This is a genomic window from Cyclobacterium sp. L-R (assembly GCF_056859355.1).
The window spans coordinates 12,381-26,477 of the sequence record NZ_JBSXOH010000052.1 but is presented as its reverse complement, the minus strand read 5'-3'; the positions used below and the strand labels follow the sequence as shown (position 1 = coordinate 26,477).

Genomic DNA, 14,097 nt, shown 5'->3' with positions numbered 1-14,097 from the left:
ATGTCTGGACCTGATACAAATAAATCCAACTTTTTGGAAAAACTGCAAACCAAATGGAAACTGAAAAGTCTCTGGCAGGTTGTATTGGTTCTGGTTGTATTTGCTTGTACGGGTTTTACCATTCTATTTATTAAGCAACCAATTTTCGATTTTTTGGGCTTGGATACCAGTAAAGGTAGTTTCTTTAAAACGTTACTTTACCTATTGCTGGTATTGCCTTTATATCAGGTGATTCTTTTGGTATATGGTTTTATTTTTGGGCAGTTTGCTTTTTTTTGGGAAAAAGAAAAGCAATTTTTCCGTCGGATGGCAGGATTTTTCTCCCGTAATAAAAAGTAAAACTAAAATTATTGACAGGTAAAAAATAGTTATAAATGGCGAAGCAAAGAGGTTTACCTTTAGAAGAAAGTGACAAAAGAAAATTGAATAAAAAGAACTTTGAAAAGCTTTTTGGGATTTTCGAGTTTGCCATGCCCTACAAAGTTCCTTTTATCATAGGGATGGTTTTTCTGTTTTTTTCGAGTCTAATGCTCTTGACTTTCCCCTATGTTGCAGGGAAGTTAATTGACGCGGCCTCAGGAAAAGATTGGATTATTAATGATATCAATGGAATAGCTTTCGTATTGATTGGAATTCTGTTTATACAAAGTATCTTTTCCTTCTTTAGAGTTTGGTTATTTGCAAAGGTGAGTGAAAACTCTATGCGAGACATTAGAGTGGCTTTGTATGAGCGATTGGTTCGATTGCCCATGACTTTTTTTGATCAGCGAAGAACAGGTGAATTGATCAGTAGAATTACTTCTGATGTGACCATGCTTCAGGATACCTTTTCCATTACTCTTGCAGAGTTACTTCGTCAGATCATTACCTTGTTTGCAGGTATAATCTTCTTATTCTATACCACTCCGAGGCTCACGCTTTTTATGTTGATTACTATTCCTGTGCTTGTGGTGATTGCCATGATCTTCGGGAAATTTATAAGAAAACTATCAAAGAAAACCCAAGACCATCTTGCTTCTGCCAACGTTGTCGTAGAAGAGACTTTACAATCTATAGTAACAGTCAAATCTTTTACTGGAGAGGCTTATGAGATTAATCGCTATCGAAACAAACTCAATAGTGTAGTAGCGGTAGCCTTAAAAGCAGCCGGATTCAGAGGGGCATTTATTTCCTTTATTATTTTCGCGTTGTTCGGAGGAATTGTTGCCGTTATCTGGTATGGTGCTACTTTGGTTAGTGCTGGCGATATGAGTGTTGGTGATCTTGTTTCTTTTGTTTTGTACACTACTTTTATTGGCGGATCTATTGCTGGTTTAGGAGATATTTATGGTCAGGTACAAAAAGCCATAGGTTCTTCAGAACGGGTGTTGGAAATTTTGAATGAAGCGACAGAGAAGCAAACAGGTACCGCCTTCTTAGGTCGTATGAAAGGATCAATACGTTTTGACAAGGTTTCGTTCCATTACCCTACTAGACCAGAATACAGGGTGTTAAATGAATTGTCATTGCATGCCGAGCCTGGAGAGAAAATAGCACTAGCTGGTCACAGCGGTGCCGGTAAGTCTACCATAATTCAGTTGCTGCTTAAGTTTTATGAAGTAGGAAGTGGGTCAATTTTGTTGGATGACAAATCCATTACAGATTGGAATCCTCAGGGTTTAAGGAAAAATATTGGTATGGTGCCTCAGGAGGTGCTTCTATTTGGAGGGTCTATTCGAGAAAATATTCGTTATGCCAAGCCTGATGCTAGTGATGAAGAACTTTTGCAAGCTGCTAAACAGGCCAATGCCTTAGAGTTTATTGATAAATTCCCGGAAGGCCTTGATACTTTAGTAGGGGAAAGAGGAATTAAACTATCTGGTGGACAAAGACAGCGGATTGCCATTGCCAGGGCAATATTAAAGGATCCAGCAATCCTGATTCTTGATGAGGCGACTTCCTCATTAGATGCTGAAACGGAATCCTTGGTTCAGGAAGCTTTGGATAAGTTAATGAAAGGGAGAACTACCATTATTATTGCTCATAGGTTGTCTACCATCAGAAAAGTGGATAGAATCTATGTGATAAAAGATGGTCAAGTCATTGAAGAAGGAAACCATGAATCTTTGTCAAGTAAAGAAGGGGGCCATTATGCCCACCTTGTTAATCTGCAATTTGCTGATGATATTTTACGGCCTTTAGACTAATGTCTAAGCTTTGAACCTGATGAGTTAAGGCACCTACGGAAATAAAATCTACACCCGATTCGGCTACTGCTACGATAGATGTTTCGTCAATACCTCCGGAAGCTTCTGTAACAAATCGTTTATTGATTAATGCTACAGCTTCTTTCATATCGGCTGGTGACATATTGTCTAGCATAATGATGTCTACTCCACCAATTTCAAGGACTTTTTGTACCTCTTTTAAATTTCTGGTCTCGATTTCAACTTTTAGATTCAGCTTTTTTTCTTTCAGGTAGGTGTGTGTGGCGCTAATAGCTTCGGCTATTCCACCGGCAAAATCGATATGGTTGTCTTTAAGCATAACCATGTCATACAAAGCGTACCTATGGTTTTGACCTCCCCCTATTGCAACAGCCCATTTTTCCATCATTCGGAAATTTGGAGTTGTCTTTCTAGTGTCCAGTAATTTGGCTGAAGTGTGTTTTATTAGGGAGTTGAAATGGTGGGTTTTGGTAGCTATTCCACTCATTCTTTGCATGCAATTCAATACCAGTCTTTCAGTACTTAATATTGATTGTGCACTTCCTGCAACCGTGAGACCTATATCTCCATACTTCACCGTATCTCCATCATTTATTAATAAATCTACTTTAAGGTCAGGATCGTAAAAGTTGAAGATCCGTTCAGCCAATTCAAGCCCAGCAATTATGCCTTCCTCTTTTATTAATAAAGTTGCCTTTCCTTGTTGATCGGTAGGAACGGATGCCAATGTCGAATGGTCGCCTTCACCAATATCTTCATTGAAGGCTGATTTCATAAATTGGTTTAACCGCTCTTCTGTTATATAGTCTTTCATGATAAACCAAAAGTAAGAAAATAATTTTTTCCGGCAGGTATAATTATTGTTTGACGAAATCCAGGCTGTAGACCAACCAATTTCCATCTTTTAATTCTTTTCCTCTAATCAATACACTAAAGGTATTGTCTATGGAGGTATATGTGCCTAGGAGATAACTGTTTTCATTGTCAATTTTTCGTTCCTTCTTAAGTTCAAAGCTGCTTATAGGGTTTTCTTTAAAGAAATTTGCCAAGACAATTTCTGCCTGACTTTTAGAAAAATCTCTTCTTTCGTTATCGAAACGGATCTCTACCATCTCTCCTAGGTAGGATGAAATTGCCTTACTTGAGCCTTGTTGTAATGCGAAAATAATGGGGTATTCTTTGTCCTGACCTTTTCCCATTAAGGAATGCGTTAACAAAAAAGTGGCAACCAAAAGAAATTTAGTAATTAAGCGAAACATTTTTACTCTCTATCAAATTCCAGACCAATATATTAAAAAAAATAATTTTTATTAAATGAAATTATATGAGTTTCCTATTTGGCAATTGGTAGAGTAGAATATTTTCCAATTTGCTGACCTCTATCTTTTATTGTCTTATATTTGCGTGGTAATGAATAATGAATTGGGATGTTTTTCCCGCGAAAGTTTTAGGGATTAAAACAGCATTTTCCTGAAAATTTTTAATTGATAGAAACCAATAGAAAAAGACATGAATAAAAAAGTTTTATTGATGATACTAGACGGATGGGGAATTGCCCCAAATCCTGAAGTTTCTGCTATTGATAAAGCCAAAACGCCTTTTATCGACAGTTTATTTGAGAAATATCCACACTCTAAATTAGAAGCCTCAGGTTTGGCAGTTGGTCTACCTGAAGGACAAATGGGTAATTCTGAAGTAGGTCATATGAATATAGGGGCCGGTAGGGTTGTTTATCAGGATTTGGTTAAAATTAATAAGGCGGTAAAAGAGGGAGATCTTAATGACCACCCTGTGTTGAAGAAAGCTTTTTCTAATGCCAAATTAAATGGTAAGAAAGTGCATTTCCTTGGCTTGGTTTCTGATGGTGGTGTACACGCGCATATTTATCACCTGAAAGGTCTTTGTGATGCAGCAAAAGCCAATGGGTTGGATGATAATGTTTTTATTCACGCTTTTACAGATGGAAGAGATACTGATCCTAAAGGAGGGCTAAGATTTTTAGAAGACCTTAAGAGTCATTGTGAAGGCTCAACTGGTAAGGTAGCGTCAATAGTAGGTAGATACTACGCAATGGATAGAGACAATCGCTGGGAGAGAGTTAAGCTAGCTTATGATGCGATGGTCAATGGAGAAGGTGAAAAGTCAAAAGACATGCTTTCGTCCATTAGAAAATCTTATACCAATGGGGTTACCGACGAATTCATTCGCCCTATAATTCAGGTGGACGAAAAAGGGAAACCTTTGGCAACCATAGAAGAAGGAGATACAGTAATCTGTTTTAACTTTAGAACGGATAGGGGAAGAGAAATTACAGAAGTGTTGACTCAGAAAGATTTTCCTGATTACAACATGAAAAAACTTGACCTTGACTACGTTACTTTTAGTAGGTATGATGAAAAGTACAAGGACATTGCTGTAGTGTTTGAAAAAGACAATCTTAAAAACACTTTAGGTGAAGTGTTGGAGCATAATCATAAGAAGCAGATCAGAATCGCTGAAACTGAAAAATATCCACACGTGACATTTTTCTTTTCTGGAGGAAGAGAAAAGATTTTTGAAGGAGAGAATAGGATATTGTGCAATAGCCCTAAAGTGGCCACCTATGACTTGCAACCTGAAATGTCTGCTTTTGAGATTGCGAAAAAAATCAACCAAGAACTTCCCAAAAAGGAGGCTGATTTTATTTGCTTAAATTTCGCTAATGCAGACATGGTAGGACATACTGGGGTTTTTGATGCTGCAGTAAAAGCTTGTGAAGCAGTAGATGAATGTGCTTCTTCCGTAATCGAAACAGCCTTGGATAATGATTATACAATTATCGTAATTGCAGACCACGGCAATAGTGATGTAATGATGAATCCTGACGGATCACCTAATACGGCCCACACCACGAATCTGGTGCCGTGCATCATGGTGGACAAGCATGATAGACTTGAAGTCAACGATGGGAAATTAGGAGATCTTGCACCAACTATATTAAAACTAATTGGTATAGAAAGCCCCGTTGAAATGACGGGAAACGTCCTTTTAAAAGCATAGAATAGATGGGCAGGTGCCATAATTTTATTTACCTGCTAATGTTGGTGGGGATTCTGACTTCTTGTAAAAAGGAAGAAAAAGGACCATTTGCAAACCCAACTCAGATTGATAAATATTTTCCGCTAACTCAATTCTTGCAAAAAAGTATTGATAAGGTAGGAGATGCTGAAGTGGTGAAGGAAGTTCGTTTCAATGAGGAATCTGAAATTGTTGATTTCAGGATGGATAGTTTGGTTTGGAGACAGGAGCTTGACTTTTTCTTTCAGGCAGACATAAACAAAGCCTCACTGGCCTCTTCCTATGAAAGCATTGAAGAGTCTGGACTTTTAATACATAGGCTAAAACCTGCTGAAAAAGGGACGATTAAAGAGATAAAGGTCAGTAAACAATCCGGAAAGATTGCATCCATCTCGATTCTTTCTGTGATTGACAATCTGTTTTACAATTCAACTGTGGAAGGCCTGATTAAAATGAATGACAATGAAGAAATAAGTTCTTATCGACTATCAGGAAACCAGAAAGTTTGGTTTTTGTCAAACACCAAGCTTTTTGTTGAGGGTAAAGTGAAATAATAATTACATTTATTAAAACGCATAAAAAAGCCAGTTAAGATTTCTTAACTGGTTTTTTCTATTTGATGAATTGTATTGATACCGTGATTGTGAGTGGATTAGTTTAGGGGTTAGATCCTAGACCTAAAATCTACTGTAGGTTTTGAATCCAATGATTTCATGGCCTGTTCCATGATCCCAAAGTGGAGTGCTGAATTTTCTCAATAGCCCAGTTTTTGGTATTCCATTTTTAATTAGACAAAGGCAAAGAATACCAACCAAGTAATAAACAGTATTGGAAGTAAAATTGGAATGGAAAACCTTAAAATGTATCCAAAGAAGGAAGGCATTTTAATTCCACTTTGCTCTGCTATAGATTTCACCATAAAATTAGGTCCATTACCTACATAGGTCATGGCTCCAAAAAACACAGATGCAATGGAAATGGCCATTAGTTCAAAGGCAGAATCAAAGTAATTGTCCATTGCAAAATCCTTTACATGTTGAATGGTATTGATGTCAGCTCCTTGAGAGGCCATGGCTGCAGCCAGAAAGTTGAGGTAGGTTGGTGCATTGTCTAAGAATCCAGAAAGAATTCCCGTGCCCCAATACAAGGTATTGTGAGTGATCATTGCAGCACCTTCCGCTGACTTGGCAAATCCACCTACCAATTCGAGGGCAGGCATCATGGTTCCAAAAATACCAATAAAGATAAAGGCAACTTCCCGGATAGGCTCGAAATTAAACTCATTTCCAGCTAGGGCTTTTTTATCGGCAAATTTAAAAGAGAAATAGGCCACGGAGAGCATGATTGCCTCTCTTATAAAACTGAATTTCTGTCCATCGTAATGAATCGCAGGAACCCAATCAAGTACATTCGGGTCGAGAAATACAGAAATAATGATTACCAAAAGCCAAAAGAAATTTTTCGTTCCTTTTAATGATATTTTATTGCTGTATTGGGTTTGTTCATTAAGTACAACACCTTCACCTTTTGTACCATATTTTCGATCAACAAAATAAAACAGGATGGACAAAATGGTCAAAGCCATAATCCAAGCTGGCCAATTGTGTTCCAATGTCCAGAAGAAGGGTACACCTTTAAGGAAACCAAGAAACAATGGTGGATCTCCTATAGGTGTTAAAGAACCTCCAATATTACTTACCATAAATATGAAGAATATGATATGGTAAGCTTGGATGTTGTTTTTATTCAGTCGAATAAAAGGACGAATCAATAACATAGAAGCACCTGTAGTACCTATTAGATTGGAGATCAATGCACCTATTATCAAAAGCAATACATTTGCCATAGGTGTTGACTTCTTATCCACTTCTATTAATATCCCTCCTGAGGCAATGAACAAGGAAGCCAATAAAGAAATAAATTGGATGTACTCGGCCAGTGCATGGACAGGATTATGGACATTGCCTAGTACGAAAAGGTAGTACAGGACAACCATGGTAGCTAGACCAACAGCAATTTTTGGGTAATTGTGGTGCCAAAAATTCTCGTAAAACAATGGCCCGGTAGCAATCATAAGCAGTAATGCTACAAAAGGAATAACCAGCCATCCCGGTGGATGATGATGTTCGGGCTCATGATCCACGGAGGAATCAACTTGCACGACTGGTTCTTGAGTATTAGTATTTATTTCATGATTATCCGCCTGAGCGATATATTGAGTAGTAGTTAAGTTTTCGGCTTGTAAGTGTTGGGGAACACTTACGCTTATTAATCCAATGAATAGGAGCCATGAAGCTAAATATTTCTTCATTCACTTGTATTTATTGTGTAAAGAAAGTTTAAAGTTAGGATTTTCGAACTTTGTTGAAAGAACGATTAGTTGCAATTTAATTCACTAAGCTAGCTAATTTGTCTATTAGTAACCAAATAATTTTTTTGCAGCGGTTGAAAATTCTTCATTTTTTGATCGCAGAAGGCTTATGTTTAATTTTAACGGATCTTTTGAAGGGCGATTTCTAATGCTGTTTGTGCAATTGTTGTCTTTTGTGGGTTGAAAGTATGGCATTTTTTTAATGCTTTGTAAACGGTCCTGCTCACATGATGAAACATGGCCTCATCTGTGATTTGGGTTTTGTCAGACATAAGGTAAGCAGTGATACTTGCAAGACCAGCATTGGATATGAAATCAGGGATAAGAGAAATTTTATCATCGGCCAATTTGGTTACAGGACCAAGGAAAATATCATTTTCAACAAAAGGGAAATTTGCCCCACAAACGATTAATTCCAAACCACCATTAATCAACCTATTCAAATGATTTTTTTGGATTAACCGAGCCTTTGCCGCTGGGATTAATAGGTCTGTAGGGATATCCCAGAGTTGTTCTTTGGCAATATCAAATGGGATTAACTTGTCACTAACAAGTTGATTGTTTTCTTTGTTTAGAAATAGGGAAGTAATCTCGTCCGGGTTTATTCCGTTTTTATCGATAATGGCTCCCTCCAGGGATATAATACCTACGATTTGCACACCTTCTTTAGCCAAAAAATAGGTAGCGGCAGCACCTACATTTCCCCAGCCTTGAATAATGGCTTTTTTTCCAGCAGCATTTCCTCCCCAAATCTTATAAAAATGTTGTACGGATTCGGAAAGACCATAACCTGTGATCACGTCACTGATTTGGTATTTGGTTGTGGAATTTGGAAGGTACTTTGGGTTTTCAACTATTTTAGAAAGGCCCTGCCTTAATTGACCTATTTTTCTAATTTTCTTTGTGTCTCCGGCCTTATAGTGGGCATTGACCACGCCTTCTTGAGGATGCCAAAGTCCAAAATCCTCTGTAATAGGGATTAATTCGGTGTTTTCATCTATATTAATTCCAGCACTAGTGCCGTAGTAGCTTTTTAAAATTGGAGAAACTACCTTAAACCATCGTTCGAGAACACCTGCCTTTCTAGGATCTGCCGGGTCAAAATTGATCCCTGACTTGGCACCACCGATTGCTGGCCCTGAAACCGTGTTTTTTATAGCCGTGTTTTTAGCCAATTGAATCACTTCATTTTTGGATAGCCCTAATTTCATCCTGGTATCGCCAATTGCTGCTCCTCCTTTTAGGCTATCGATCACCAACCAACCTTCGGCCTCTGTTTCACTATCGCTCCACTCAAATACAATCTCTGGCTGCTGGTTTTCAAATTTTTTCAGTAATTCTCTCATTTATTTTTTAAATTTTATTTTTATTAAAAAGTCCAAAAATAGTACCGCCACAGTTGTCTCTTGATGCCCCTGTGACTGAGGCTAAGCAATTGTTCTCCTCACGGAGGCGCAAGACAGCAAGAAATGCAAATACCAAAGCTTCTTTAAAATCAATGATCTGCTTTTCTGGAAGAACTACATTTACTTTATGACTAATTTTATTAGATAGTTTATTAATAAAAAAGGTATTGTAGGCACCACCGCCAGTTATCAAAAGTTGGGATTTGGTTAGCTTGGGGCCGACATGGTCTAGAATAGTTTTAGCAATGCAATCTGAAAAATGTTCAGATAGTGTAGCCAGAATGTCATTTGATGAATTTGATGCTTTATTTACAACAGGTAAGAAATCTTCGCTTATGTTTTCTCTTCCGAGGGATTTAGCGCCTTTCTGCTGATAAAAGGGCAAAGCCTCTAAATCCGACAAAAGAGCTGGGATTACAGTTCCGGATTTTGCCAGGTTTCCGCTATCATCATAGCTTTTACCTGATAGCAAGGCAAAGTGATTGAATAGTAAATTGAAAGGACAAGTGTCAAAAGCCAGCCTTTGTCCATTATTGTCCATTGAAATATTAGCGATACCTCCTAAGTTCAAGGCAAAATCAAAATCATTAAATAGCAATGCATCTCCTATAGGAACCAACGGCGCCCCTTGACCACCTAGGATAACATCTAATTTTCTGAAATCATTGATAACCGGAAAACCTGAATAATGACTTAGGGTAAATCCATTGCCTATTTGCTTGGTCATATTGAGTTCTGGTCGATGAAAGACAGTATGACCGTGAGAAGCAATGGCCATTGGCTGAAGTTGGTGATCCAGACAGAATTTTCGCGAAACTTCACCCATCCACTTGCCGAATTCCAGATCAAGGCATTCCAAGGATTGAGCATCATTCAAATGAGCATTTTGTAATGAATACCCTAATTCATTGGGGAAAGGTACTGTTTGGGCCCTAATGATCTTGAAGTTCCAAGCATTATTCTTAGAAAATTCACAGCAGGCAATGTCCAGCCCATCACCTGAAGTGCCGGACATTAGGCCTAAAATCATGTATCTGCTTGAGACTGTCATGGGTTAAAGTTTGTTAAAAAGGAAAATCCTGACCTAAAAATAATATATCACCGACCAGCCTCCAAAGTAAAATGACTAATTTTGAAGTAGTTTATCAATAGATTATGAAACAAAGGCACTGGGTTGTCGATATTGGGAATACTCGCATTAAAACCGGCGCCTTTGAAAATGGCCGGCTGGTAGAGGATATGTCCTTTTCGGGACTTAAAGAATGTGCGGATTATTTAAAACCGCAAGATGGAGACAGGGTGTTGATTACTTCTGTTAGATTGTCTTTAAACGAGTTAAGGGAAATTTTCTCTTTCCCTTTTTTGTATTTTGATCATCAGACCCCATTAGAAATCACAAATTCCTATGGTACTCCTGAAACATTGGGTTTAGATAGGGTAGCAGCAGTGATTGGTGCCAGGGCATACAAGATGAATGGGGCGGTTTTAGTTGTTGATCTGGGAACCTGCATAACTTACGATTTTCTAGATAATAAAAATAATTATTTGGGTGGAGCGATTTCTCCTGGGCTTAGCATGCGGGCAAAAGCAATGCATGAATTTACTGCCAGATTACCCTTGGTAAATGTGCGGAAAACTGGAGTTTCTTACTTAGGGACGAGTACAGAGACATGCATGCAGTCTGGCGTCTACCACGGAATAGCTGAAGAAATCAAAGGGTTTATTCGAAAATATCAGCAGGATTTTGGCCTAGTTGAGGTCTTTATTTGTGGTGGAGATGCTGAAATCTTTGAAAGCTTAATAAAAGACCACATATTTGTAATCCCCAATTTGGTCCTGTACGGATTGGACAGAATCTTAATATACAATGTTGAAAAATAAAATACACGTAGCAGCCCTGATTATTTTCGTGGGATGTTTTGCTATCCATAATATCAGTTACGGTCAGTTTTCATCATCTACCTATAGTTCCTTAGGAGTTGGTGTATTCAATAATTCCGGTCTTACTCATAACCAAGGCATGGGTGGAATGGGGATTAGTTTTGGCAACAGTTATAGTGTCAATCATGTCAATCCAGCCATTTCGGTAAAAAATGGAGCCTATGCTTTTCAATCTGCTTTTAATTACAATAAATTAACAGCAGCAACGGAATTGTCATCAGAGGATTTGGATGGCGGAGGATTGAGTTATGTCGCCATGTCTTTTCCAGTAATTCCAAGAAGATTCACTGTAGGGCTTGGTTTAAATCAATTGACAGGTGTGGATTACAATATCACCGTTAATTCACCTGTAGTCAATACAGACCTTGTGTCTAAAAACACAATCGTTGGAACAGGAGGCCTAAGCCAGGTGTATTTGCAAAGTGGATTTCAAGTCTACAAAAACTTTAGCTTGGGAATCGAAGGGGCTTACACTTTTGGTTCTACTATCAGAAACAACCAGTTGAATCTTTTGGATGCGGATCTTGCACCAGTAGGTATTTCTACGGAATATTATGAGAGACTTACTTTTAGTGATGTGGTATTGAAAGGTGGTGCTTATTATGCGCAGTCTCTAGGCAATCAGCAATACTTGAATATAGGCGCCATTTATCAGGTTTTTGGGAATGTTAATGGAAGAGAATTTGCTAAAGTGGCAGAATCTGGTCAAGCTAGCATCCCGAATAGCCCAGGTGATGTAATATCTGATAATGTATCAGGAAATGTTTTCATCCCAGCAAAGCTTGGGTATGGTGTAACTTATGAAAAAATTAATAAATTTGCCGTAGGTATAGAAGCGCAGTTTCAAGATTTTTCTTCTTATAGAGCATTTAACGTTTCTTTACCAAGCGAAAATATGGGAAAATCCTTTAAATTTTCCCTTGGAGGGCAATATATACCCAATGCCTTCTCTCTTGAAAGCTTGTTGAGCAGATCTACAATAAGGGCAGGAATCGAATATGAGCGATTACCTTTTATGGTAAATCAAAATAACGTTGATGACATTGGCATTAATTTTGGTACCTCAATTCCGATATACAGTCTATCCTTGTTGAATTTGGCTGTTAAGGCAGGAACGAGAGGAACAGTAAATGATGGATTAGTTAGAGAAAATTATATTAAAGTTTCTCTAGGATTATCAATAAATGATAACAGTTGGTTTTACAAAAAAGTATTTGAATGATGTTGACAAACATGAAAATTAAAATTGCAATTATCGGATGTTTGTCCTTCCTCATGGTTGGACTGGTTCAAGCGCAAGATGGCTGGAATTGGCCAGAAGATAAGGAAATGGAAGCAAAAGCGAGAGAGCTTAATGCTGCCTATAATGATTATCTAAATTCAGAAGATTTCCTTAAGGCTAAAGGTCCTCTAAATTGGTTGTTAAACAATGCGCCAGATTTAAATGAAGCACTTTATATAAACGGAGTAAAGGTTTATGAAGGAGCCGCTGATCAGGCTACTGATAAAGCAGAAATTAGTGTCTATCAAGATTCTGTTTTAACAATTTATGATTTAAGGAAAAAACTTTATGACAATGAGCCAAAATGGATAGCCAATAAAGCTTATTACGCTTATAAATTTTATAAAGGTGATAAAGATAAAGTTAGCATCGCTACAGACTTGTTTGAGAAAACAATAGAAATAGATGGTACTTTGGCTCCATTCACATTGTATAGGGCTTACTTTGATGCCATTTATAGAAACTTTGCCTATAATAAAGCTTATACTCCTGATGAAGTAATTAGCAAATATGAGTTTATCATGGGGAAATTGGATGAAGAAGAAGCTAAAGGCGGAGAGGTTGCTTCCTCTAGAAACACATTGGATCAATTGCTAAATGCAATGGATATCATTAATTGTGAATTTATTGAAAATAACATGGGGCCAAAATTGGCTGAAGATCCTACTAACCTCAAACTGGCTAAACAAATATTTCAATATGCCATAAAAGAAAAATGTACTAGTAGTGAGATTTTCCTTAAGGCTCTTGAAACAATTGATAACGACAACCCTACATTCACTACCTCTCAGGTAAGGGGTATGCGTTACATGCAAAACCAAGATTATGCTAAAGCAGGAGAGCTTTTCGAAAAAGCCTTGAGCCTAGCAAGTACAGACGAAGAAAGAGCTGAAATTCACTGGGATTTGGCTAAAGTTCATGCCAATCTTGGAAGCAGAGGACAAGCAAGATCCTCCGCTTTAAAAGCAGCTGAACTAAATGAAGAATTAAAAAGTGATGCCTACTCATTTGTCGGTGGCTTGATCATGGCTTCTTCTAACGCTTGTAAAGGTGGTCAAAGTAGAGTGAAAGATTATTCTATCTTTATCGCAGCTTATAATGCTTATGCGGTAGCTGGAGACAGCAAGGGGATGGCCAATGCAAAAGCAAGGTTCCCTTCTAAAGAAGAATTGTTTACTGAAGGTTTCCAAGTTGGACAAACTATCAACACTGGATGCTGGGTAGGTCAGACTGTGACCCTAGCAACAAGAGATTAAGAAGAAACATAGGGAGAAATAAAATAATATTTTAAAAGGCGGTAGCAATACCGCCTTTTTTTTTTTGATATACTTGGCAACAAAGCAAGATTAGTAATAAACACGACTAAATATCTGGTTTAACCCCTGTCCGAAGACCGTATACAACCTAAGCCTACTTAGGCTAGTACTCAGGTTGTATTTTATTTACTCTGCTATGGGTTTATTTTTAGTATGGAATTGACCTACAGCCATGATGCTTACGCTTCTTTTATATCTAATTCTTATAGAAGTAACGTTTAAGGGGGACCTTGCTTATAGGGTAAAAGAAAATTTTCCGTAAATCCTGGGCTAACCAAGCCAAGTCATACAGGTGTTTGTTATTTCATTTTTCTTAAATTTTTTCTAGCAGGAGCAGTTGTCGGATGATCTTCTTATTGTCTTAAGCTTTCATCTTATGGGTTTATTGTAATTTTTACAGATAAGAATGACGGATAATAATGATTGATAGCAAGCCAATTGTATAATCGGGCTTAAAAAAATAAAATTCCTCCCAAAATGTCCTTACCTTTGTAGGTAGATAAAGTTTATTAATAGT

At 37.7% G+C, this 14,097-nt stretch carries 12 protein-coding genes and 1 pseudogene; 8 read left to right on the top strand and 5 right to left on the bottom strand.

What is annotated here, in order from left to right:
• The 3 genes and pseudogenes from AC13EX_RS06245 to AC13EX_RS06235 form a co-directional block, all read left to right on the top strand.
• A pseudogene (locus tag AC13EX_RS06245) lies at nucleotides 1-306 on the top strand (DUF6787 family protein); the annotation flags it as partial.
• Nucleotides 257-361, top strand: a complete 105-nt coding sequence (locus AC13EX_RS06240; RefSeq protein ID WP_394332060.1) for a hypothetical protein — start codon at nucleotides 257-259, stop codon at nucleotides 359-361. The pseudogene AC13EX_RS06245 and the gene AC13EX_RS06240, both read left to right, overlap by 50 nt.
• A gap of 13 nt (nucleotides 362-374) precedes the next feature.
• Entirely contained in the window at nucleotides 375-2,186 is a 1,812-nt protein-coding gene (locus tag AC13EX_RS06235) for an ABC transporter ATP-binding protein (RefSeq protein WP_482891996.1), read from the top strand.
• Here AC13EX_RS06235 and nadC read toward each other — a convergent pair.
• Nucleotides 2,143-3,021, bottom strand: a complete 879-nt coding sequence (gene nadC / locus AC13EX_RS06230) for a carboxylating nicotinate-nucleotide diphosphorylase (RefSeq protein WP_048640922.1) — start codon at nucleotides 3,019-3,021, stop codon at nucleotides 2,143-2,145. The genes AC13EX_RS06235 and nadC overlap by 44 nt on opposite strands.
• 43 nt (nucleotides 3,022-3,064) lie before the next feature.
• Nucleotides 3,065-3,406: a DUF4783 domain-containing protein gene (locus AC13EX_RS06225; protein WP_482891995.1), complete on the bottom strand. Its 342-nt coding sequence runs from the start codon at nucleotides 3,404-3,406 to the stop codon at nucleotides 3,065-3,067.
• A 310-nt stretch (nucleotides 3,407-3,716) separates the two neighbouring features.
• Here AC13EX_RS06225 and gpmI point away from each other — a divergent pair, with 310 nt between their 5' ends.
• Together gpmI and AC13EX_RS06215 are read left to right on the top strand one after the other, a co-directional pair.
• Complete coding sequence (gene gpmI / locus AC13EX_RS06220; protein WP_048640920.1) at nucleotides 3,717-5,246, top strand: 2,3-bisphosphoglycerate-independent phosphoglycerate mutase; 1,530 nt, start codon at nucleotides 3,717-3,719, stop codon at nucleotides 5,244-5,246.
• A gap of 5 nt (nucleotides 5,247-5,251) precedes the next feature.
• Nucleotides 5,252-5,818, top strand: coding sequence for a hypothetical protein (locus AC13EX_RS06215; RefSeq protein WP_482891994.1), 567 nt, complete (start codon nucleotides 5,252-5,254; stop codon nucleotides 5,816-5,818).
• Between the two features lie 233 nt (nucleotides 5,819-6,051).
• On the opposite strand, the gene AC13EX_RS06210 is transcribed toward AC13EX_RS06215, so the two are convergent.
• From AC13EX_RS06210 to AC13EX_RS06200, 3 genes are all read right to left on the bottom strand, one after another.
• Entirely contained in the window at nucleotides 6,052-7,575 is a 1,524-nt protein-coding gene (locus AC13EX_RS06210; protein ID WP_048640918.1) for a sodium:proton antiporter, read from the bottom strand.
• Between the two features lie 179 nt (nucleotides 7,576-7,754).
• Nucleotides 7,755-8,981: a Glu/Leu/Phe/Val dehydrogenase dimerization domain-containing protein gene (locus AC13EX_RS06205; RefSeq protein WP_048640917.1), complete on the bottom strand. Its 1,227-nt coding sequence runs from the start codon at nucleotides 8,979-8,981 to the stop codon at nucleotides 7,755-7,757.
• Between the two features lie 7 nt (nucleotides 8,982-8,988).
• Nucleotides 8,989-10,092, bottom strand: a complete 1,104-nt coding sequence (locus AC13EX_RS06200; RefSeq protein ID WP_482891992.1) for an anhydro-N-acetylmuramic acid kinase — start codon at nucleotides 10,090-10,092, stop codon at nucleotides 8,989-8,991.
• Between the two features lie 104 nt (nucleotides 10,093-10,196).
• On the opposite strand from AC13EX_RS06200, the gene AC13EX_RS06195 reads away from it, so the two are divergent.
• The 3 genes from AC13EX_RS06195 to AC13EX_RS06185 are packed head-to-tail and all read left to right on the top strand — an operon-like array spanning nucleotide 10,197 to nucleotide 13,520.
• Nucleotides 10,197-10,922, top strand: a complete 726-nt coding sequence (locus AC13EX_RS06195) for a type III pantothenate kinase (protein ID WP_339715239.1) — start codon at nucleotides 10,197-10,199, stop codon at nucleotides 10,920-10,922.
• Nucleotides 10,909-12,204: a BamG family beta-barrel-assembly machinery protein gene (bamG, locus tag AC13EX_RS06190; protein WP_482891991.1), complete on the top strand. Its 1,296-nt coding sequence runs from the start codon at nucleotides 10,909-10,911 to the stop codon at nucleotides 12,202-12,204. Before AC13EX_RS06195 ends, bamG begins: the two co-directional genes overlap by 14 nt.
• 11 nt (nucleotides 12,205-12,215) lie before the next feature.
• Nucleotides 12,216-13,520, top strand: a complete 1,305-nt coding sequence (locus AC13EX_RS06185; RefSeq protein ID WP_482891990.1) for a hypothetical protein — start codon at nucleotides 12,216-12,218, stop codon at nucleotides 13,518-13,520.
• Nucleotides 13,521-14,097: the final 577 nt, after the last annotated feature.